This is a genomic window from Mesorhizobium sp. WSM2561, from assembly GCF_000513915.1.
Lineage (GTDB): Bacteria > Pseudomonadota > Alphaproteobacteria > Rhizobiales > Rhizobiaceae > Mesorhizobium > Mesorhizobium muleiense.
Genome location: NZ_AZUX01000024.1, coordinates 1 through 21403, shown reverse-complemented (window position 1 = coordinate 21403; position 21403 = coordinate 1). Strand labels below are relative to the sequence as shown.

At 63.6% G+C, this 21403-nt stretch carries 24 protein-coding genes and 1 pseudogene; 11 read left to right on the top strand and 14 right to left on the bottom strand.

Annotation, left to right across the window (positions count from 1 at the left end; all coding sequences use genetic code 11):
• The first annotated feature begins 37 nt into the window (after positions 1-37).
• The 4 genes from M727_RS0120545 to M727_RS0120530 are packed head-to-tail and all read left to right on the top strand — an operon-like array spanning position 38 to position 3886.
• Complete coding sequence (locus tag M727_RS0120545; RefSeq protein ID WP_027154242.1) at positions 38-898, top strand: xanthine dehydrogenase family protein subunit M; 861 nt, start codon at positions 38-40, stop codon at positions 896-898.
• Positions 898-1374, top strand: a complete 477-nt coding sequence (locus tag M727_RS0120540) for a (2Fe-2S)-binding protein (protein WP_027154241.1) — start codon at positions 898-900, stop codon at positions 1372-1374. Before M727_RS0120545 ends, M727_RS0120540 begins: the two co-directional genes overlap by 1 nt.
• Positions 1375-1376: 2 nt before the next feature.
• Positions 1377-3653, top strand: a complete 2277-nt coding sequence (locus M727_RS0120535) for a xanthine dehydrogenase family protein molybdopterin-binding subunit (protein WP_027154240.1) — start codon at positions 1377-1379, stop codon at positions 3651-3653.
• Complete coding sequence (locus M727_RS0120530) at positions 3641-3886, top strand: MoaD/ThiS family protein (RefSeq protein ID WP_023799104.1); 246 nt, start codon at positions 3641-3643, stop codon at positions 3884-3886. The genes M727_RS0120535 and M727_RS0120530 overlap by 13 nt, the downstream gene beginning before the upstream one ends.
• Positions 3887-4281: 395 nt before the next feature.
• Here the strand turns inward: M727_RS0120530 and M727_RS40200 are convergent, their stop codons facing one another.
• The 8 genes from M727_RS40200 to M727_RS0120490 all read right to left on the bottom strand — a co-directional run bounded on the left by M727_RS40200 (position 4282) and on the right by M727_RS0120490 (position 11563).
• Entirely contained in the window at positions 4282-4452 is a 171-nt protein-coding gene (locus M727_RS40200; protein WP_084646812.1) for a GIY-YIG nuclease family protein, read from the bottom strand.
• 148 nt (positions 4453-4600) lie between these two features.
• Positions 4601-6124: a serine hydrolase gene (locus M727_RS0120520; protein WP_198032665.1), complete on the bottom strand. Its 1524-nt coding sequence runs from the start codon at positions 6122-6124 to the stop codon at positions 4601-4603.
• A gap of 159 nt (positions 6125-6283) precedes the next feature.
• On the bottom strand, positions 6284-7042 hold the full coding sequence (locus M727_RS0120515; protein ID WP_027154238.1) for an ABC transporter permease: 759 nt from the start codon (positions 7040-7042) through the stop codon (positions 6284-6286).
• Positions 7039-7818 carry an ABC transporter ATP-binding protein gene (locus M727_RS0120510; RefSeq protein ID WP_027154237.1) on the bottom strand — a complete coding sequence of 260 codons (780 nt, stop codon included), beginning with the start codon at positions 7816-7818 and terminating at the stop codon, positions 7039-7041. The genes M727_RS0120515 and M727_RS0120510 overlap by 4 nt, the downstream gene beginning before the upstream one ends.
• Positions 7815-8861: an ABC transporter substrate-binding protein gene (locus tag M727_RS0120505; RefSeq protein ID WP_027154236.1), complete on the bottom strand. Its 1047-nt coding sequence runs from the start codon at positions 8859-8861 to the stop codon at positions 7815-7817. The genes M727_RS0120510 and M727_RS0120505 overlap by 4 nt, the downstream gene beginning before the upstream one ends.
• A gap of 67 nt (positions 8862-8928) precedes the next feature.
• Positions 8929-9372, bottom strand: coding sequence for a VOC family protein (locus M727_RS0120500; RefSeq protein WP_027154235.1), 444 nt, complete (start codon positions 9370-9372; stop codon positions 8929-8931).
• The gene (locus M727_RS0120495) at positions 9369-10100 is read right to left on the bottom strand and encodes a FadR/GntR family transcriptional regulator (RefSeq protein ID WP_027154234.1); all 732 of its coding nucleotides are present in this window, start codon (positions 10098-10100) and stop codon (positions 9369-9371) included. Before M727_RS0120495 ends, M727_RS0120500 begins: the two co-directional genes overlap by 4 nt.
• 11 nt (positions 10101-10111) lie before the next feature.
• Positions 10112-11563 (bottom strand): FAD-binding oxidoreductase, encoded by a 1452-nt coding sequence (locus M727_RS0120490; protein WP_084646810.1) that lies wholly within the window; start codon positions 11561-11563, stop codon positions 10112-10114.
• 193 nt (positions 11564-11756) lie between these two features.
• On the opposite strand from M727_RS0120490, the gene M727_RS0120485 reads away from it, so the two are divergent.
• The 4 genes from M727_RS0120485 to M727_RS0120470 all read left to right on the top strand — a co-directional run bounded on the left by M727_RS0120485 (position 11757) and on the right by M727_RS0120470 (position 15480).
• On the top strand, positions 11757-12497 hold the full coding sequence (locus M727_RS0120485) for an ATP-binding cassette domain-containing protein (protein WP_023799117.1): 741 nt from the start codon (positions 11757-11759) through the stop codon (positions 12495-12497).
• A gap of 37 nt (positions 12498-12534) precedes the next feature.
• Entirely contained in the window at positions 12535-13596 is a 1062-nt protein-coding gene (locus tag M727_RS0120480) for an ABC transporter permease (protein WP_036262843.1), read from the top strand.
• A 53-nt stretch (positions 13597-13649) separates the two neighbouring features.
• Complete coding sequence (locus M727_RS0120475; RefSeq protein ID WP_023799119.1) at positions 13650-14654, top strand: sugar-binding protein; 1005 nt, start codon at positions 13650-13652, stop codon at positions 14652-14654.
• 76 nt (positions 14655-14730) lie between these two features.
• Positions 14731-15480 (top strand): glucose 1-dehydrogenase, encoded by a 750-nt coding sequence (locus M727_RS0120470; RefSeq protein WP_027154231.1) that lies wholly within the window; start codon positions 14731-14733, stop codon positions 15478-15480.
• Positions 15481-15549: 69 nt separating this feature from the next.
• On the opposite strand, the gene M727_RS0120465 is transcribed toward M727_RS0120470, so the two are convergent.
• From M727_RS0120465 to M727_RS0120450, 4 genes are all read right to left on the bottom strand, one after another.
• Positions 15550-16125 (bottom strand): dihydrofolate reductase family protein, encoded by a 576-nt coding sequence (locus M727_RS0120465; protein WP_027154230.1) that lies wholly within the window; start codon positions 16123-16125, stop codon positions 15550-15552.
• Between the two features lie 123 nt (positions 16126-16248).
• Positions 16249-16782, bottom strand: coding sequence for an SRPBCC family protein (locus tag M727_RS0120460; RefSeq protein WP_027154229.1), 534 nt, complete (start codon positions 16780-16782; stop codon positions 16249-16251).
• On the bottom strand, positions 16779-17186 hold the full coding sequence (locus M727_RS36905) for a metalloregulator ArsR/SmtB family transcription factor (protein ID WP_036262839.1): 408 nt from the start codon (positions 17184-17186) through the stop codon (positions 16779-16781). Before M727_RS36905 ends, M727_RS0120460 begins: the two co-directional genes overlap by 4 nt.
• A gap of 141 nt (positions 17187-17327) precedes the next feature.
• On the bottom strand, positions 17328-17963 hold the full coding sequence (locus tag M727_RS0120450; RefSeq protein WP_036262836.1) for an ankyrin repeat domain-containing protein: 636 nt from the start codon (positions 17961-17963) through the stop codon (positions 17328-17330).
• 401 nt (positions 17964-18364) lie between these two features.
• On the opposite strand from M727_RS0120450, the gene M727_RS0120445 reads away from it, so the two are divergent.
• The 3 genes from M727_RS0120445 to M727_RS0120435 all read left to right on the top strand — a co-directional run bounded on the left by M727_RS0120445 (position 18365) and on the right by M727_RS0120435 (position 20750).
• Positions 18365-19603: an MFS transporter gene (locus tag M727_RS0120445; protein WP_027154227.1), complete on the top strand. Its 1239-nt coding sequence runs from the start codon at positions 18365-18367 to the stop codon at positions 19601-19603.
• A gap of 97 nt (positions 19604-19700) precedes the next feature.
• Entirely contained in the window at positions 19701-20270 is a 570-nt protein-coding gene (locus tag M727_RS36900) for a histidine phosphatase family protein (protein WP_036262868.1), read from the top strand.
• Positions 20271-20357: 87 nt separating this feature from the next.
• Positions 20358-20750, top strand: a complete 393-nt coding sequence (locus M727_RS0120435; RefSeq protein WP_027154226.1) for a VOC family protein — start codon at positions 20358-20360, stop codon at positions 20748-20750.
• 16 nt (positions 20751-20766) lie between these two features.
• On the opposite strand, the gene M727_RS41615 is transcribed toward M727_RS0120435, so the two are convergent.
• Positions 20767-21003, bottom strand: a complete 237-nt coding sequence (locus M727_RS41615) for a hypothetical protein (protein ID WP_156941568.1) — start codon at positions 21001-21003, stop codon at positions 20767-20769.
• 100 nt (positions 21004-21103) lie between these two features.
• A pseudogene (locus tag M727_RS36895) lies at positions 21104-21403 on the bottom strand (MFS transporter); the annotation flags it as partial.

Genomic DNA, 21403 nt, shown 5'->3' with positions numbered 1-21403 from the left:
AACGGGCCGACAGAATTGCGATGATCAAGGGGAGACGATGCGCTACATACGTCCGCTTTCAATGGAAGATGCCGTTGGCCAGTTGGCCGGCTCGCCCGGCACCGCCGCCATTCTCGCCGGAGGCAGCGACCTCCTGGTGAGAATGAAAGGCGGCTTTATCGAGCCCGACCTGATCGTCGACATCAAGGCAATCGACGGACTGGGCGAGATCAGGGAAACGGCGGAGGGCTTCAGCATCGGTGCCGCGGTCTCCTGCGCGCTGATGGGAGAGAGCGCGGCCTTGAAAAGGGAATGGCCGGGCGTCGTCGAAGCGGCCAAGCTGATTGGCTCGAAACAGGTGCAGGGTCGCTGCACAATCGTCGGCAATCTTTGCAACGCCTCGCCGGCGGCCGACAGCGTGCCGGCGCTGGTGGCCGCCGGCGCCAGGGCATTGATTATCGGACCAGGAGGCAGGCGCACGGTCGCGGTGGAGGCAGTGCCGACCGGGCCTGGCAAGACGTCGCTCGCCAAGGGAGAAATCATCGAGGCGATCCTGCTCGACAGGCGCGCGCCGCGCTCAGGCGATGCCTATCTGCGTTTCATTCCACGCACGGAGATGGACATCGCCGTGGTCAGCGCCGGGGTGAACCTGACTCTCGATGAGCAAGGTGTCGTCAAATCGGCCCGCGTCGCGCTGGGCGCAGTGGCGCCGACGGTGCTGCTGGTGGAAGAGGCGGCCGAGGCCCTCATCGGCAGGAAGCTGGACGAAGCAGCACTTGAGCGGCTCGCCAAGGTCTGCTCGGGGGCCTGCCGCCCCATCGACGACAAGCGGGGCACGGTCGAGTTCAGAAGAAAAGTTGCGGGTGTGCTGGCCAGGCGTGCCGCCACGACCGCCTATGCGCGTGCAGGAGGCAAGTGATGGCCGCAATTGCAGTCTCAACGACGATCAACGGCGACAATGTCGAGTACCTTTGCCACCCGGACGAGACGCTGCTCGACGTGCTGCGCGACCGCCTCGGGCTGACGGGCGCCAAGGAAGGTTGCGGCACCGGCGACTGCGGCGCCTGCAGCATCATCCTCGACGACCGGCTGGTATGCTCGTGCCTGGTGCTTGGCGCGGAGGCCGAAGGCCGGCGCGTCGAAACCATCGAGGGCATGGCGCATGGCGACAGGCTGCATCCGCTGCAGCAGAAGTTCCTCGAGCACGCAGCGCTGCAATGCGGCGTCTGCACGCCGGGCTTCCTGATCGCGGCGAAAGACCTGCTGGCCAAGAACCCCGACCCGACCGAGGAGGAAATCCGCTTCGGCCTCGCCGGGAACCTCTGCCGCTGCACCGGCTATGACAAGATCGTGCGCGCCGTCCAGGACGCCGCAAGCGTGATGAAGGGAGCCTGACGATGAACTTCGATCCGCGCTATTCCGGACGCAATTTCGCCTCCGTCGGCACGCGTCCCATCCGCCCCGACGGCGTCGACAAGGTAACGGGCCGCGCCCGCTATGGCGCGGATTTCAACATGGCCGGCCAGTTGGTCGGGCGTGTCCTGAGAAGCCCGCACGCGCACGCCACGATCAGGAAGATCGACACCTCGAAGGCGGAGAAGCTCAACGGCGTGAAGGCGGTGATCACCGCGGCCGACCTGCCCGACCTCACCGACGGCGATGCCGCCATGTACGACATCCTCGACAACTGCATGGCGCGCAAGAAGGCGCTCTATGACGGCCATGCGGTGGCCGCGGTCGCCGCGGTCGACGCCCGCACGGCAAGGCAGGCGCTGAAGCTGATCGAGGTCGACTATGAAGTGCTGCCGCACGTGACCGATGTCGACGAGGCGATGAAGCACTCGGCGCCCGTGCTCGACGACACCATCTTCACCGAGGGCCTTGAGCAAAAGCCGGTCAAGCCTTCCAACGTCACCAAGCGCAGCCAGTATGGCCATGGCGACATCCATGAGGGATTTGGCCAGGCCGATTACGTCGTCGAACGCTCCTTCAAGACCGAGCAGACGCACCAGGGCTATATCGAGCCGCATGCCTGCGTGGCGAGCGTCAGCGCCGACGGCACCGCCGACCTTTGGGTCTGCACGCAAGGCCATTTCGTCTACCGCCAGCACTGCGCCCAACTGCTTGGCATGGAAGCTTCCAAGCTGCGCGTCACCTCGTCGGAGATCGGCGGCGGTTTCGGCGGCAAGACCCACGTCTGGGCCGAGCCGGTGGCGCTGGCGCTGTCGCGCAAGGCCGGGCGGCCGGTCAAGCTGGTGATGACGCGCGACGAGGTGTTCCGCGCCTCCGGGCCGACCAGTGCCACCTCGATCGACGTCAGGATCGGCGCCCGCAAGGACGGCACGATCACCGCGGCCGAGGCGACGCTGCGCTATTCCTGCGGCCCCTATGCCGGCATGTGGGCCGAGCTCGGCGCCATGACCGCGTTTGCCTGCTACAATCTCGCTAACGTCAGGACGGTCGGCTACGAAGTGCTGGTCAACCGGCCGAAGACGGCGGCCTATCGCGCGCCATCGGCGCCGATGGCGGCGTTTGCAGTGGAAAGTGCCGTCGACGAACTGGCCAAGGAGATCGGCATGGATCCGGTCGAGTTCCGGATCAGGAACGCCGCCCAGGAAGGCACCCGATCGTCCTACGGCCCGGTCTACGGCCCGATCGGCATCGGCCCGACGCTGGAGGCGGCGAAGAACCATCCGCACATGAAGGCATCGCTGGGCAAGAACCAGGGCCGCGGCATGGCTTGCGGCTTCTGGTTCAACTTCGGCGGCCAGACCTGCACCGACCTCAACATCGGCATGGACGGCTCGGTCTCGCTTGCCGTCGGCACGGTCGATGTGGGTGGTTCCCGCGCGTCGCTGTCGCTGGTGGCGGCGGAGGAACTCGGCATCGCCTATGAGCAGGTCAAGGCGGTGGTCGCCGACACCTCCAGCCTCGGCTACAACGACATGACGGACGGCAGCCGCGGCACCTTCTCCTCCTCGATGGCGACGATCTCGGCCGCCCGCAACGCCATCAAGATCCTGCGGGAACGCGCCGCGCAGATGTGGGATGTTCCCGTCGACGACGTGGTCTGGGAAAACGGCCACGCCATCGCCAAAGGCGAGAAGTACGGCAACCTTGCGGCGCTGTCTCTGAAGGAGATCGCGGCCGGGTCAGGAAAGACCGGCGGGCCGATCGCCGGCCACAGCGAGCTCGTCGCCGACGGCGCCGGCGTCTCCTTCGCCACCCATATCTGCGATATCGAGGTCGATCCGGAGACCGGCGCCACGAGGGTGCTGCGCTACACGGTCGTGCAGGATGCCGGCAAGGCGGTGCACCCGACCTATGTCGAGGGGCAGTACCAGGGGGGTGCCGCGCAAGGCATCGGCTGGGCGCTCAACGAAGAGTACGTCTACGGCAAGGACGGGCGGCTGCAGAACCCCGGCTTTCTCGACTACCGCATCCCGGTCTGCTCCGACCTGCCGATGATCGACACGCAGATCCTCGAGATCCCCAATCCCAACCACCCTTACGGGGTGCGGGGCGTCGGCGAAACCTCGATCGTGCCGCCGCTGGCGGCGATCGCCAATGCGGTGTCGAACGCCGCGGGCGTGCGGATGACGCATATCCCGATGTCGCCGCCGCGGATTCTCGCGGCGATCGAGGCGGAACGGGGAGGCCGATGGTCGAAGTAACGCTCTGGGGATCGCTCGGCGCAATCGCCGGAGGCAAGAGCAAGGTCGAGATCGAGGCAAAGGATATTCGGGAGCTGTTCAGGAAGCTGGCTGAGCAGTATCCCGGCTTCGAGCCCTACATCGACCGCGGCATCGCAGTCGCCATAGACGGGGTTATCTATCGCGACACCTGGTCGAAGGAATTGCCGCAAGGCGCTGAGATATTCCTGCTGCCGAGGCTTGCCGGAGGGTGAGTGGCACCATCTTACCTCGAGCGCTGCTGCGGTGCAGAACCTTTGATCGCGGAGGAACAGCGCGAGGGGGGCGCGAAAGATCGCTACAGAGCGCTTTTATTCTGAGCCGCAGCATTCTTCGGCTTATGTAACGGAATGGATCCCAGGGTCTGCGCCGCGTCGCTTCGCTCCTTGCTCCGCCCTAGGATGACGAAGCGGAGGGATGCTTCGGCTAATCTTAGAGGTTTGCGATTGCCACTGAGATTTCGCTCATGAAAGGGGCTGTGGACCTTCGCTGCCGGCCGGTCGCCAGCCAATCGCCAACGCTGGCGATTAGCCAAATCCCACCACGCCTTCGTCATCCTAGGGCAAGCAAGGAGCGAAGCGACGCGGCGCAGACCCTAGGATCCATGCCGTTACCCAAGCCGAAGAATGCAGCGGACCAGAACCGAACGCGCGTAGCGGCTGGTGAAGCGCGAGCCATCGCCGGACTTGTGCTCCGGCATGCGGCGGCCGAAGTCGTTGGTGACGCCCATGTAGATCGTGCCGCGCTTTTGGCTCGCGGTCATATAGGCATAGCCGGTCATGGTGAAAGGGTACCTGGCTCCGTTGCGGATACAAGCGCCGTTCTGGGCCGCTGCATTGTTCGGCGGATGTCACGGAATGGCTCCCCGGGGTCTGCACCGCGTAGCTTCGCTCCTTGCTCCGCCCTGGGATGACGAAGGCGCAGAGGAGCTAGTCTCCAACGCGCTGCAGCGTGCCGAGATTGTTATCGTCGAGAAACTCTATGGTCATGGCCGACGCCTTGCCGTCGGGGCCAATGTCGAAGCCTACGCCCGAGGGCCTGTCCGGCGTCTCGGCGTCCGGGAAGGTCAGGAAGAGTTCGCCGTCGAAATGCTTCAACGAATAGGACCGGGCGCCGGCCGGCCCGACCTTGAGCACAAGAGCGTCTCCCGCAGTCGACACGACCGCATCGCCGATGAAATCGTTGAAGTAACGGCCTGCATAGGCATTGGCTGGCCGGGCCGGACTTGCCGGAGACGGTGGCGCGGCATAGGTGGCCTTGGCCGCCGCGATTGCCGGACCGAACAGGCTCGCATAGGCATCGTCCCATGCCTTGACCCAGTCCTTCTCGACCGTCCCGTCAAAGGCGAGATCGGCGAAGCTCTCGGACAAGCCTTCCGGCACGCCTGTCGAAAAGGCATTGGCGACGACGACGATGCCAAGCTTCTCCTCCGGGAAGAGCGTCACCAGGGTGCGGGCGCCGACGCTGAAGGCGCCGGCATGGCCCCAGCTCAGACCGTGACGGCCGAATTCGACATTCCAGCCGAGGCCGTAGAAAGACGTGCCGCCGGAGACGGGGTTCTGGCCGCGTTCCATCAGCGGAACATGCGTCTGGTCCAGCGCATCGGCTTTAATGAGTGTCTCGCCGCTACAGACGCCGTTGCCGAGCATGAGGCGCACCCATTGCGAGAGATCGCGCGCCGTGGAGCTGACGCCGCCAGCGGGCGCCTGCGCATCCGGATCGCGCTTTACCTTCGCTGCCCAGACGCCGTCGATCTTGACGTGGAGCGCGGCGCGATTGGCCTGCTTGATGAAGTCCGCATGACGGGAGCTGGTCGAGGCCATTCCAAGCGGACGGTAGAGCTTCTCCTCGGCGATCTCCTCCCAGGGCTTGCCTGTCGGCTTCGCCGCCGCCGTGGCGCCTTCGGTCAGGCCGAAATTGCTGTAGGAATAGCCGGCGCGAAAGCTCGACAATGGCGGCACGAAGCGCAGCCGATGCAGGATCTCGGCGCGGTCATAGCCAATGTCCTCGAGGTCGTCTCCGGCGGTGCCGGGAAGTCCGCTGCGGTGCGAAAACAGGTCGCGGACCGTGAGTTCGCTAGTCGGATAGGGCTCGGACAGCCGGAAGGCCGGATCGAGATCGGCGATTTTCGCATCCCAGGAAACGATGCCCTCGCTGACCAGCGCCGCCACGATCGTTGCCGAGACCGGCTTGGACAGCGAGGCGATCTGGAACACCGTGTCGGCGTCGACGGCCTCCGGTTTGCCGGCCTCGCGATGCCCGAAGCCCTTGAGGAAGACCACCTTGTCGTCATGGACGACCCCGATGCCGAGACCAGGCACCCCACCATCCGCGACGACGCCTTCGGCGAGCGCCTCGAGCTTCGACAGGGCGGCAGCGATCCGGTCGGGCGTAATGGTGTCGGCCGACGCCGCATGCGGCGAAAGCACCATGACGGCGATGAAGGCCCGCATCCCCCAACGGCGGAAATTCCGACCCAGGCCCACGCTAGAGCTCCTCCCCTGCATGTACCTGGTCATAGTACAGGCAGGCCCAGGCGAGGCAACCCTCGCCTGTGCGGTCGAGCGAAGTCCGCCGCGCGACGCCAAGCGGCCGTCCCTGGAGCCAGCCGGTCAACGGTATCGAACCGACCACCGCTCAGCGGCAACGACCGTCATGAAGAACCCGATCGACAACAGCGATGAGAGCACGATGGCGGCGTAGAGCCGGTCGGACTGGTAGTTGAAGGTCGCCTGGATGATCAGCGCGCCGAGACCTTTGTCGGAGCCGATCCATTCGCCGACGATCGCGCCGATCACCGCGGTTGCCGAGGCGATCCGCAGCGAAGCGAACAGCATTGGCAGCGCACGCGGCAGGCGCAGGCGCCAGAATATTTCCCAGCGCGTCGCCGACAGCACGCGGAACAGCTCGTGCTCGCTGGGGCTCGCCGATTCCAGCCCCCGGATCATGTTGATGAGCGTCGGGAAGAAACAGATCACCGCCGCGATCACGATCTTAGGCAGCATGCCGAGGCCGAAGATCAGGATGACGACCGGGGCCAGCGCCAGCACCGGGATCGTATTGAAGAACAGCACGACCGGAAAATAGGCAGCCTGCAGCGTACGGCTGTGCACGAAGACGACCGCCAGCAGCACTGCGGCGAGGTTGCCGAGCACGAAGCCGGAGAGCGCCTCGATGGCCGTCGGCCAGAGATTGGACAGGAGAAGCGATCCGTTCCTGGCAAACACGCCCGCTATCGCGGTCGGCGTCGGAACGATGTAAGCGGGCACGCCGGCGAGCGGCAGCAGGAATTGCCAGGCGAGAATGAGCGAGCCGGCGCCGAGGATCGGCAGCGCAGCCTGTGCGAATGGCGAAAGCGCGCCCTGGTTCACGACGCCGCTCCGAGGGCGGAGCGCATCCTGGCCATTGCCGCGACGATCGCCGGATTCTCGCGCGAGCATCTGTTGTCCGGGCCCTTCAGCGGACGAAGGTCGTGGTCGGCGACGATCCGGCCGGGATGGGCTGCGAGCACGATCACGCGCTGCCCGAGATAGACGGCTTCGGCAATGGAATGCGTGACGAACAGCACGGTCGCTCCGGTCCGCCGCCAAAGGTTCAGCAATTCGTCGTTGAGGCGATCGCGGGTGATCTCGTCAAGCGCGCCAAAGGGCTCGTCCATCAGCAGCAGACGTGGCTCGCCAAGCAGCGCCCGGGCGATCGCCAGCCTTTGGCGCTGTCCGCCGGAAAGCTGATGCGGCAGGCGCTCGCTGAGCGCCGACAGGCCGACGAGTTCGAGCAGCTCGTCGGCGCGGTCGTCTATCATGCGTGACAGGCTGCGGCGGCCGACCTGGATCGGCAGCCGCACATTCTCGCGCGCCGTGCGCCACGGCAAAAGGGTCGAGTCCTGGAAGACAAAGCCCACGCCCCGGCCGGAGCGCACCGCCGACGGCGTTTCGCCCATCACGCGTATCATGCCCGCGAGTGGCGCCAACAGATCGGCGACAACCCGCAGAAACGTCGACTTTCCGCACCCCGAAGGCCCGAGGATCGACAGGAACGTCCCGGCCTCGACTGTCAGTTCGAGACCGGAGATCACCGTCACGGGCGAGTGCCGGCCGGGATAGCCGACGTCGAGCCCGGAGGTTTCGATGGCCGGCGCCGCCATCAAGAGGCGGGCGCGCCGAGCTTCGGCCGTTCAGCCGCACTGAGTTCGAGAACCTTGGTCGTATAAACGTCCTCGGCCTTCGGCCTGCCGTTCGGATACTGGCCAATCTGGTCAAGCAGCGCGATCTGGCTCTCGATCGAGGCAGGATCGAACGTGCCCCATCCATCCTTTTTCGTGTTGTCGTCGAACGACAGTTTCAGGACCAGGGGGATCGTCTTCTTTTCCCAGCCTGCGTCGATCTCGGGATAGGCAGCAACGAGCTTGTCGACCGCCTGCTCGGGATTGGCATGGACCCAGCCCCACCCCTTGGCCACCGCGCCGATGAATTTCGCCAGGGTCTCGGAATCGGATTCGATGGCGCTGTCGGTCGCGAAGTAGACGTCGGCATAGGACGCCAGGCCCAGCTCCGACAACAGCAGATCGATGCGATCGTCGCCGACGACGCTGAGCGCCTGCGTGTTGGTGATCCAGCCGCCGATCGCATCGACGTCGCCACGAACCAGAGGCGCCTTGTCGAACCCGACATTGACGATGGTGACCTCGGAAGGGTCGATCTTGTTCTTCGCGAGCATCGCGTCGATGGCGAAGCGCGCCGTCGGCTGCGTGCCGATCCGCATCCCCTTCAGATCCGCCACCGACCGGATCGGCTTCGCCGGTTTCGACGTCAGCGCATAAGGCCCGGTGCGATAGCCGCAGGCGATGATCTTTATCGGAACGCCGCTCGCCCGCGCGGCATAGAGTTGAGGCGATTCCGAGAATTGGCCGAGCTGAGCGGCACCGGACACCACCGGCGGCACGGTGGCAGCGTTCGGTCCGCCGGGGCTGAACTCGACTTCGAGGCCGACTTCCCTGAAGTAGCCATTGGCGACGGCTGCCACGTCGCCGATCTGGCCGTTCGACATCAGCCAGTCATACTGGACGACGAGCTTGGCAGCTGCCGAGGCGCTGGCGCCAAACAGCTGAAGTCCCGGCCCGAAAGCCGCCAGGCCGGCGGCGCCGGCCTTCAGGATCGATCTGCGATTCCACTGTGATGCGTTCCCACTCATCTTCTTGCTCCGTTGTTGGATTGTTTGCATGCGGCGCGGCCCTTCTTGCGAGGCCGTCGCGATCGGATCATCCTTGCGTGTCGTGATAGTCGCCCGGTCCGGCGCCGGTCCAGGCATAGAGTTCCCACAGCGTGCCGTCCGGATCGTGGAAGTAGGCGCAGCGCGCGTTCCAGACATAGTCGCCGGGCGGCCCGACGAACGGCACGCCCTTGTCCGACAGTTCGGCGTAGAGCCGGTCGACCTCGCCGGCGCTTTCGAGTTCCATGGCGACGCATGCCTTGTGCGCCTGCTTCGGTGAGCGGACATTCGAGACGCCGCAGTGGCGATTGATGTGGTCCAGTTGCCATGCAGCGAGCGTCACGCGCTCGGAATGAAAATCGACAAAGCCCTCGGCGCGGCGTCTGATCCGGTAGCCAAGCTTCTGCGTGTAGAAGTCGATGGTGCGGTCGATATCCTCCACAAGGAGGCAGATGTCGGTGATTGCCTTGGTCTGCCCGAGCGACATGGTCATTTGCCTCGATTGATCTTCGCGGTGAGTTCGACGCCTACGCGCGATGCGGCGCCATCGATGTGCCGGCGCATCGCCTCGCCGGCAGCCTGCGGATCATGCGCGGCGAGCGCGTCGTAGATCCGCACATGCTCGGCGACGTTGACCTCGACCAGGTCGTGGAGCGGGTTGGTTAGGCGGGCATAGTGGATCGACTGGCGGATCTGCTCGCAGACGAAGGAAATGAAGGTGTATATGTAGCCGTTGCCCGTGGCCCGGGCGATCGCCCGATGGAAAAGCAGATCGGCCTCGATGCTGCCATCCTCCCAGCGCTCCTCGCCACCCATGCGGTCCAGCGCAGCCTTGATCGCGTCAAGATCATCGGATGCGCAGCGCGCCGCGGCCAATGTGGCGGATTCGGTCTCCAGAATGCTGCGCAGCTCGAAGAGCTGCTCCATGTTGCGCTGGTCTTTCAGCGCTTCGCGGTCGATCCGGATCGCTGTTCGCTGTTCCGGCGCCATGACGAATGCGCCTACGCCCTGACGCGCCTCGACCATGCCATCGGCGCGAAGCTGAGCGATCGCTTCTCTGACAACATTGCGGCTGACGCCGAATTTGTCGGCGAGCTGGCTTTCGGTGGGAAGCCGGGCCCCCGGGATGATATCGCCGCCCTCGATCTCGCGGCTCAGATGCGAAGCGACGCGATGCGGAAGCGCCTCCACGCTGCCGATGATGGACGAACGCTGCTTCATGCGGCTTTCCCCTACAAATCGCCCGGACCAGGCATGAGACACGCGGGATTGAACAGGCCTGCCGGATCGAAGGCTGCCTTGATCGCGGTATGAAGCTGCCGTTCGCGTTGCGACAGGCCGGCCCAGAACACGTGACTGCGGCTGCGACCGACGCCATGTTCGGCACTGAACGAGCCGCCGAGCGCTCCGACCAGCTCGTAGAGCCGGGCCAAAACCGCCTGCCCCACGGTCCTCGCTTCGCCGGGCTCGCAATCTATCGGAGGCAGCACGTTGAAATGGATGTTGCCGTCGCCCGCATGGCCATAGGTCAGGGATGCCCAGCCAGGCCAGTCGCGCACAATGCACGCGCGTGCTTGCTCGATCAGCGTCGGCACCTGGCTGAGACGAACCGAGAGATCGGTGCGGACATGAAAGCCGCGCCGCGCCTGCCCCTCGACCAGGCCCTCACGGATGGCCCAGAATGTGGCGGCCTGCGAGCGGCTTTGCGCGACGACGCCGTCCCTGATCAGGTCGGCCTCGAGGGCGCGCGCCAGCATCGTTTCAAGAAGGCCGCCGGCATCTATCCCTGGCCCACAGGCGAGTTCGACGATCGCGTGAACCGGACATACTCGCGTCAACGGCGAGCGCAGATTCGGATCGATGAGATGGACCAGCGGCAGGCACTCCTCGCCGATGACCTCAAACGCGCTGAGAAGGTCGGAGCAGAGATGCCTTGCCATCCGGAACAGCTCGCACGCCTGGCGGAAGCTGCCCAGTCCGACATAGGCGGTCTCGACCTGCGTCGGCCGGGGCGAGAGCCTTACTTCGACGCCGGTGACGACTCCCAGCGTCCCTTCCGAGCCGATCATCAATTGCTTCAGGCTGTAGCCGCGATTGTCCTTGCGCAGCCCGTTCATGCCGTTCCAAAGGGTGCCGTCCGGCAGGACCGCCTCAAGCCCGAGCACCAGGTCACGCGTCATGCCGTAGCGCAGCACATTGATGCCGCCGGCATTGGTCGCGACATTGCCGCCGATCGTGCACGATCCCTGTGCGCCAAGCGCGAGCGGGAAGGTCATCTCGGATGCTTCAGCGGCGTCCTTGACGTCCTGCAGCACGGCCCCGGCATCCGCTTGCAGCGTGAAGTCGAGCGGGTCGACGCGGCGTATCCGATTGAGACGCTCAAGCGACAGCACTGCGTAGTCTGAATTGTCTGGAATGGCGCCACCGGCAAGTCCGGTATTGCCCCCCTGCACGACGATGGCGATACCGCTCTGCGAGCACCATCTCACAAACGCCTGGACGTCTTCCACCGATCCTGGACGCACGATGAAGCGGGCACTTCCGCACCTGTCGCGGCCCCAATCGATGAGGTAGCGCTCCGCCTGGGGCGACTGGCCGTCTATCAGCGCATCACCCGCCAACTGCGCAGGCAGCTCAGCAATTGCGCCGGAAGCTTCGTGTTGAGAGGGGCGATCCGTGATCATCGGGTCAGATCATACGGTCATCCTACAACTTCGCAAGTCCTATTCTTCTCGATGCTCCAGGGTCCACCTGCCCCCCTCCAACAACGGATGCCGGTCTCCTTCGAATAAGGATTGTGTCGAATACATTTCGCTGATTAGCTATCTTGCATAAGTCCGGGACAAGATTGGCAAAAGTTGTCCGGGGAGGACCGCGATGCCGGTGCTTGAGGTTCGCCACGTTTCGAAGAATTTCGGGGCCATCCAGGCCCTGAGCGACGTCAGCTTCCAGGTGGAGCGAGGCGAAGTCGTGGGTCTGATGGGGGACAACGGCGCCGGCAAGTCCACCGTGGTCAAGACCGTGGCTGGCAACTTCCCGCCGAGCGACGGCGAAATTGTCGTGGACGGCGAGGTTTGCCATTTCCATAAACCTGTCCAGGCCCGCGCCAAGGGGATCGAAGTCGTCTATCAGGACCTGGCGCTCGCCGACAATCTGACGGCGGCGCAGAACGTCTTCCTGGGCCGCGAGATCAAGAAAGGTTTCTGGCCGATCAGAGTGCTTGACAAGCAGGCGATGATCGACCGCTCGGCAGCGCTGTTCAGGGAACTCAAATCGGAAACCAGGCCGCGCGATCTGGTCAAGAAGATGTCCGGCGGGCAGCGCCAGGCGGTAGCCATTGCGCGAACCCGGCTTTCAAACGCCAAGCTGGTGTTGATGGACGAGCCGACCGCTGCCATCTCGGTGCGCCAGGTGGCGGAAGTGCTCGAATTGATCCGGCGCCTGAAAGCGCAGGGCGTCGGCGTCATGCTGATCAGCCACCGCATGCCTGACGTTTTTGCCGTCGCAGATCGCATCATCGTGCTCAGGCGAGGTTCCAAGGTTGCCGACAAGGACACCGGCAACACATCACCCGAGGAAATCACAGGACTGATAACGGGGGCCATCCGTGGCGAATAGTGTTCAGGAATCGGCCGGGAATGCCGGCCAGCCGGCCATGTCGGACTTCGTCCCGACCAAGGAACAGACAGCGTTCCAACGCGTGATTTCAAGTCAGCCCTTCTGGGTGACGATCGCCCTGATCGCGCTGGTCATTTTGATGACGGCGATGGAGCCGAGCTTCGGCACCTCCGAAAACGTCGCCAATGTGACGCGCAATCTTGCACCTTTCGGCATCATGGCGCTCGGCATGACGGTCGTCATCATCACCGGTGGCATCGATCTGTCGGTCGGCTCGATCATGGGCCTCGTGGTCATCGTCGCCGGCCTGTTCCTCACCTGGCATTATCCCTGGTATGTCGCCTTCGCCATGGGCCTTTTTTCCGGCCTGGCCTGCGGCGCGGTCAACGGATTTTTTGTCGCCTATGTCGGGATGCCGTCCTTTGTCGTCACGCTCGGCATGCTGTCCGTCGCGCGCTCGCTGGCGGTGGTTTTCTCGGCCAACCAGATGCTTTACCAGTTCGGGCCCGATGCTCCGATCGTGAAGGCGATCGGCCAGGCGAAATGGCCGCGGCATGGACCCGAGGACTGGGCGCCGCACTGGATACCGGAACTGTCGTCGCAATTCTGGACCATGGTCATCCTGGCGCTGATTGTCGGCTTCGTGTTCAACTTCACTGCCTGGGCCCGGCATCTGTTCGCAATCGGCGGCAATGAGGAGGCGGCACGGCTCACCGGCGTTCCGGTCGACTGGATCAAATTCCAGGCCTACCTTTTCTCGGCCTTCACCGCCTCGATCGCCTCGCTCCTGCTGCTCGGCTACAACGGCTCGGCCATCAATGCCATGGGCCAGGGCTATGAGCTGCGCGTCATTGCGGCGACAGTGATTGGCGGCGCCAGCCTGATGGGCGGCGCCGGCACGGCCTTCGGTGCGGTCATCGGCTCGGCGTTCCTCGAAGTGATCAGGAATGCGCTGCTGATGGCCGGCATCGATTCAAACTGGCAGGGTGCCTTCGTCGGCGCCTTCATCGTTCTTGCGGTTCTTTTGGGCATGCAAACCGGCGGCAAGTCGATCCTCGCCGCGTCGCTGGCAGTCCTGATGCCCAAAAAGCACCGCTAGAAACCCGCCGGCGGGAGGCCTGCGGGACATCACACCAAGGAGGAGAACTTCACATGAAAAAACATCTGCTGACGGCGGCTGTCGCGCTTGGCGCCATGGTGCTCGCCGTTTCCGGTGCCGAGGCGAAATACACCTTCGCCCTGGTGCCGAAGAATATGAACAATCCTTTCTTCGACCAGGCACGCGACGGCTGCAAGAAGGCCGAAGCCGAATCGAATGGTGCCCTGGAGTGCATGTATATCGGCCCCGGCGAGCACGGCGGCGGCGACGAGCAGGTACAGATCGTGCAGGATCTCGTGGCCAAGAGGGTGGACGGCATCGCCGTGTCGCCATCGAACGCTGCGGCAATGGCGGTTGCGCTGCAGGCCGCCAAGGACGCCGGCATCCCGGTCCTCACCTGGGACTCCGATCTGCTGCCCGAGAACAAGGACCTGCGCGTCGCCTATATCGGCACGCACAATTATGAGATCGGCACGAACCTCGCCAAGCTCGCCATGCAGATCAAGCCCAAGGGCGGCACGATCTGTATCCAGTCGGGCGGCGCGGCGGCGGCCAACCACAATGAGCGCATGCAGGGCATTCGCGACACGCTTTCAGGGACCAAATCAGCTGCCTCACCGGGCGACCGCCTGACCGGACAGAACGGCTGGACCGAAATCGAGGGCTGCCCACTCTACACCGACGACGACTTCCCGCGCTCGGTGCAGCAGTTCGAGGACATCATGGCGAAAAACCCGAACCTCGATGCGTTCATCCCAACCGGCGGCTTCCCGCAGTTCATCCCCGATGCCAACCGCGCCGCGGTCGCGCCGTACAAGGAAAAGATCGCCTCGAAGGCCCTGGCCCTGGTCGTCGCCGATACGCTTCCCGTGCAGATCGACCAGATGAACGAAGGTTTCTCGCTTGGCCAGGTCGGCCAGCGGCCTTTCGAAATGGGCTACAAGACGATGATGGCGCTGAAGGACATGAAGGACGGCAAGGCTCCGCCGGCCGACCCGACCTACACCGGCCTTGACATTTGCACCCCGGAGACAGCGGATACCTGCATCGCCAAATAGTGCTCCAAATAGCGTTAATTGGGCGGGAGCAAACTCCCGCCCTTTTCATAGCCCGCCCTTTTCTTGGGGGATATCAATGTCGGAATTGTTCTCGCTCAACGGCCGTGTCGCGCTGGTCACCGGTGCTTCGCGTGGCCTCGGCTTCGCCATGGCCAAGGCACTTGAGGAAAACGGCGCGACGGTGATCGTCAATGCCCGCGATCCGGCGGCGCTGTCCGCGGCGGCCGAAAGGATCGGTGCCGAAGCCCTGCCGTTCGATGTCACCGACGCGGCGATCTCGAGGGCGTCGCTCGAAGGGATCGTCGAACGCCACGGCCGCCTCGATATTCTGGTCAACAACGCCGGCATCCAGCATCGAAGTCCGTTGGTCGAATGGCAGGACGAGGATTTCGACCATGTGATTGCCGTCAATCTTTCGGCTTGCTTCCGCATGATGCGCGACGCGGTGCGCCTGATGCTGCCAAACAAGTTCGGGCGCATAATAAACACCGGATCGGTTGCGGCGATCCTTGGCCGTCCCACCATTCACGCCTATGTGGCGGCAAAGGCGGGCCTGCACGGGCTGACACGCTCGACCGCCGCTGAACTGGGCCGTCACGGCATCACCGTCAACGCGATCGCCCCCGGCTATTTCGCTACCGAGCTCAACACCGCACTTATGAGCGACGAGGCCTTCACCAAATGGGTCGAGGCACGAACCCCGGCGGGCCGCTGGGCCCAGCCTGAGGAGCTCGGCGGAGCCGTGGTGTTTCTCGCCTCAGACGCTGCCGCCTACGTCAACGGCCATGTGCTGGCCGTTGACGGTGGCCTGTCGGTTTCCCTCTGACCGGCGACGTGCCTTTCAGGAATAAATTTCAGCCGGGCAGCGCTGCGAAATCTGCGAAGACCGGCTGCGTTAGCCAATTCCAAAGACCAGGCTCACGCGCCCATCCGTGAGCTGCTGAACCTTCCGCAGTTCAAGCCCGCGACGATTTTGCGTTGCTCCAAACAGCGCCTTCCCTTCGCCGACGAGCAGTGGATAGAGGATAAGCCGCAGTTCATCCACCAGCCCGGCATCGATGAGGCTCGCGGTCATTCGCGCACCGCCCATGAGATAGATATCCTTGCCCGGCTGCTGCTTCAGGGCAGCGATGTCTTCGAGGCTCCGGACGAAGCACGTCTTTGGCCAGGCCGCCGAAGTCATCGTGTTCGACAGCACATAGTGCGGGGTCTGTTCGGCAAAGCGGGCCCATTCGAGCTCCGCCGGCGTCGGCAATTTGCCGGTCATCGGCAACGGCTTGTCCGGCTCATTCTGGATCGCGCTCCAGTAGTGCTCGTAGCCGGCGTACATGACGCTCCCGAGCAGGCAGGCATCGATCTCCGGCGTCAGCCCGTATTCCTCCGACCAGGCGTCGACCCAATCCGCGTAACCCTCGGGTCCCTCCATCTTGCCGTCGACGGAAATCTTCATTCCGGCGATCAATTTGCGCATGACTTCCTCCATCAGGCTTGCCCAATGCAAGCACGTTTCATCGTTTCATCGTTGCTGGTGTGCGAGCTTCCACGGGCGAATGCCGGTGGAGGCTGGGCGGTGACTTCAGCCGACGCGGTCGTGTCAGGCCGGCAGGCGGCGGTCGTATTCTGCCCGCAGGCGGCTCCAGCCATCCCAGAACGAGGTCGGCGTCTTGCCGGCGAGGCGGGCAGCCAGCACGTCGAGGTGCATGTGCCAGCCGGCGGTGACGTTGAGCTGGATTGCGCGTTCCGGCAGCCGGCGATGGATGACGGTGAGCAGGACATCATTGCCCTGCGGCTCCAGCAAGAAGGAAACCCCGCCGGTGTTTCCCCAGGTGATGGCAAGTTTGTAAGGCGGATCGAGCTCTGTGATCCGCCCCTCCATCCGATGCTCTTCGGGAAAGCCCGCGGGGCGCTGGCTGGGCGGATCGGTCAGCTCGTCGTTACGCCAGATCAACTCGAACGAGGTGCCGGCCTTCATTTCCATCTGGCCAGCAGCCATCCACTGCCGGCGCAGGTCGCTCTCGGTGAGATAGGCCCAGACCCGCTCGATCGGGCCGGGCAAAAGCCGCTGGATGGTGAACGTCGCGGGCTCGGTCAGCTCGCCATAGGCTTCGATGGTTTTCATCTGGTTCATTGGTCGTCTCCTTCTTTTGAGGCGGGCGATTTCCTGGAATCATCCCGGGCCCAGGAATCACCTGGGGCTTTGCGTGCGTCCTCCTCGCGAATCAGACGCTCGAGGACGTCGAGACGGTTGGTCCAGAACCGCTCGTAGAAGCCGAGCCATTGGTGGGCGCTGGCCAGCGGTCCGGGTTCGAGGCGGCACAGATGTGTGCGGCCCCTCACCTCTCGACGAATAAGCCCTGCATTCTCCAGCGTCTTGATGTGCTTGGAGGCGGCCGCCAACGACATGGCGAAGGGTTCCGCCAACTGGCTCACCGTTCGCTCGCCGCCGGCGAGGTCGCGAAGCATGTGCCGGCGGGTGGCGTCGCCAAGGGCGTGAAAAACCGCGTCGATCTGGGGCGTCTCTAATTCAACCATGTAGTTGAATATAGAGACACGCTTTCGAATTGTCAACCGATTGGTTGAATGATCTTGGAACTTCACAGGCGGCCTGCGACGATCGAGGACATTCGGCCAGTGCAAGACCACGGACATGGTCACCGCGGCGGAAGCGGGCCTTCACTTGCCTTCGAAGAAAGTATGAATCGAGACTTCCAGCTTTTCGATGAGTTGAGGGTTATGGCAGCTTCCAGCCCAGATCAGGGCGTTCAGTCTCATATCCTTGTTGAGAAAGTTCATTTTCCGGGAATCAAGCAGGTATCCCGCGACCTCGTAGTGCCGTCCCTTGATAGCCTCGATAAGCGCGTTGTTTCTTCCGGTCTTGTCAGTAAGATTCACGTCGGCGCCATTCTCGACAAGCAACTTAACGACATCCAGATGCCCGTTCTTTGCTGCTTCAATAAGGGCCGTTCTGCCGTAGTAGTCGGCTCTTGCATTAATCTCTATTTCCGGATGTTTCACGAGGGCTAAAATAGAGGCGTAGTGGCCCTTGGCCGAAGCAAGGCTCAAAGGCGTGCTCTTCCATTTGTTTCTGGAATTCACATCGATTGCTGGGTGTTCGATCAACGCCTCGACCGCCGCGGTGCGGGCATTGAGGGCTGCGAGATGAAGGGCTGACCAGCGGCCGCCGTCCGCCTCGTTGATATCGGCGCCGGCCGCCAATTCCGCTCGAACGGCCCCCGCATCGCCGCTTTCTGCCGCGATCAGCAGATTCGACCAACCTCTCGCCCCTTCGACTTCCAAGCTCTCGGTCAATGCAGTCGCCTCCCCGAATGCTCCCTGCAGGATACCATTGTTCCGGTTCGGCCGACATCCACCGAATGACCGGCTTCCATCGAAAAGCCTTTCTCATTCGACGGTGTCCGCAAATACAATCAGAGAGGGGAAGAAGGAGAAGATAGCGAACCTGAGCTTGAGCGAGAGGCATGATGCCTTTGAGTGCCTGACCTAAGAGCGCGACGGCGTCCGACTGACTTCACTCGCAAGCAGAGTGCCGAGGACGCCGAAGTAGGACTGGCTGGTTGGTAATCGGCATGGAAGTTCGACCGGCTCGAACGTGAAGCCAGGCCTCTGCTCAAAGCGGAACTGGCCGATATCCTCCGGCAGCGGGAGCCGATAGAGACGAACAGCAAACGCGCACTCAATCGAGACACAACATGCAGTCCTTCAGTGCATTCGTCGTCAACAATGTCCGCTGGCTCACCGGCGCCTTTTTGCTGACCCTCGTCTCGTCCTTCGGGCAGACCTTCTTCATCGCCTTGTCGAACGGCGGTATGCGCGAGACGTTCGGGTTGAGTCATGGCGAGTTCGGCGGCCTTTACATGCTGGCAACGCTGCTTAGCGCGGCGACCCTGCCGTTCTTGGGTCGGTCGCTGGACCGGTATTCGACAGTGACCATGGCGATCGCGACGATGCTCATGCTTGCCTGCGCCAGCATTGCGATGGGGTTCGCCGGGTCGCTGCCAACGCTGCTCCTTGCGCTCTATTTGCTGCGCCTTTTTGGCCAGGGGATGATGACCCAGACGGCTCTGACGGCGACTGGTCGCTGGTTCGCCGCGAACCGGGGCCGCGCCGTCTCGGTCGTCACGCTTGGCTTTCATGTCGGCGGCGCTCTGCTGCCTTTCCTGTTCGTCCTCGTGGCCGGCCTCGTCGGCTGGAGGGGAAGCTGGTTCGTCTGCGCAGCCTTCATCCTGGTCGTGGCCTTGCCTCTGGTTTGTGCGCTGGTCTGGAAGGAACGCAATCCGCAGAGCGAGGCCCAGCCGAGGGCGCAACGCGCAGTGAAGCACTGGACGCGGGCGGAAGTCCTGCGCGATCCGACCTTCTACGCCATCTGCCTGGGCGTCCTGGCTCCCGCCTTCGTCGGCACCACCATCTTCTTTCACCAGGTCTATCTAACCGAGCTCCGGGGCTGGCCGCTGCAACTCTTCGCCAGCGGCTTCGCCGTCCTGTCCGCCACGACGATGGGTTTTGCGCTTCTGGCCGGGTGGCTGATCGACCGCTTCTCGGCGGTCCAGCTGCTGCCTCTATTCCTTCTGCCGCTGGCGCTGGCATGCTTCGCGGCTGCCTATCTGACGGCGCCTTTCGCCATCTTCGTCTTCATGGCGCTGCTTGGCATCAGCTACGGCTTCTCCTCGACCCTGGAGGGCGCCATGTGGCCGGAGATCTACGGCACCGCGCATCTCGGTGCGATCCGCTCGGTTGTGGTGGCCGTGATGGTTCTGGCCTCGGCGATGGGTCCCGGCATCACCGGATACCTGATCGACGCCGGCGTCGACTACGCGCTGCAACTGGCGTTGATGGGCGTCTACAGCCTGGCCGCCGCCTTGCTGATGTGGCGGGTGTCGCGGAGGCTGACGCGGGGCCTGTCTCGCCGCTGGAATCTTTCCAGCTCCTGATCGGTCCTGAAATCGTCGAAACCAACATTTATGTCGCTACCTGCGGAATGAAGTGCTGGTCCGCGCCAGGCTGCTAATCGGAAAGGTGAGAAGCAAGATGCGAATTGGACGTCGGCGATTTCTCATCCTTTCGCTCGGAACGGCTGCCTTCGGCACAGCCCAAGCCTCCGGGCCACTCTGGGCAGCCCTGCGATCCGGCGAAGCCATTGCGCTGCTGCGCCATGCCGCGGCCCCGGGCTCCGGCGATCCGCCTGGCTTCAGGCTCGGTGATTGCAGCACCCAGCGGAATCTGTCGGAAGAAGGTCGTGCGCAGGCCCGCGCGATCGGCGACCTGTTCCGTGCGAACGGCATCTCGTCGGCAGCCGTCTATTCGAGCCAGTGGTGTCGCTGCCTGGATACCGCTCGCCTGCTCGGGATCGGCGACGTCGTGCCTCTTGAGCTGCTCAATTCGTTCTTTGGCGACAGTTCGGCCGCAGAAGTGCGCACCGCTGCCCTTTTGGCCTGGCTCCGCGGGCAGCGTTTCGGCGGACCTGTGGTCCTTGTCACGCATCAGGTCAACATCACCGGTTTGACCGGCGAGGTGCCGGAGAGCGGCGAAATGATCATCGTCCGTATCCATGAAGCTGACCCTGTGCAGGTCATCGGGCAGGTTGCCACGCCGGCTTGAGCATCATGGCCTTAAACCCCATCTCGTGCAGCATCGATTCAGTTGTGGAACAACGACGTGCGAGGAGAGATCAAAGGGAGTGATGGCATGGCTATCGATTTCAACCACACAATACTGCCGGCCCGCGACAGCGAGGCGTCGGCAAAATTCCTGGCGGAAATGCTTGGCCTTCCAGCCGCGAGGCGCTGGGGTCCTTTCCAGATGGTCACCACCGAAAACGGTGCCAACCTCGACTATATGGATACCGACGGCGAAATCAGGCCGCAGCATTACGCCTTCCTGGTCAGCGAAGCCGAGTTCGACGAGATCTTCGCCAGGATTCGTGAACGGAACCTCCCGTACTGGGCTGACCCCAGCCGGACGCAGTTGGGCGAGATCAACCACCACGACGGCGGCCGCGGCGTTTATTTCGAGGACCCGAACGGTCATCTTCTCGAGATCATTACCCGTCAGTACGGCAGCGGCGGATGGAACCCGTGATCGCTCGGTGGTGTAGTCAGGCGGCGAACGTTCTGCGAGCCTTGTCACGGTGTTCTGCCGCAGCCAGCTGATCAGTCTGCTGAAATCGCGTCCAAAACTCGTCGCGGTCGTGACCCGCTCGGTCGAAGCGGTCACCGTGTGCCAGGCAGGTGCTGTGGAAGGCTTCCAGTGTGCGCTCGACATCGACACCGGCGTGCACCGATGATGCCGGATAAAGGGCGGCGAATAACGTCAGCAGGAAGCGAGGCGACATTTCACGCTCCGCGACAGCCGGAAGTGATCGACAACCTTTCCAACGTTTTCCTTCGCGATTGACCCATCCTGGTCAAACACCCCAAACCGGTGCGGCTGCATCACCGTTCCTCCGGCGGCTTGAGGTGCCGAAACTGCATCAGCAGCAGCAGATCGTAAGCGATCTTCAGTGCACCGCANATGAGGAGGGGCCAAGCCCGGAACGAGGCAGCGAACAGAGCGCCTGCCAGCGCGGGACTGGCTGCGGCGGCCAGGCTGCGCGGGACCGATGTGAAGCTCGCGGCGGCTGCCCGCTCCACCTCTGTGACAACCGCCATCACGTAGGAAGAGCGCGTGGGCACATCCATCTGCGAAAGTGCGGCACGAATCAGCAGCAAAGCGAGCGCCAGAGGGAGCGTCGG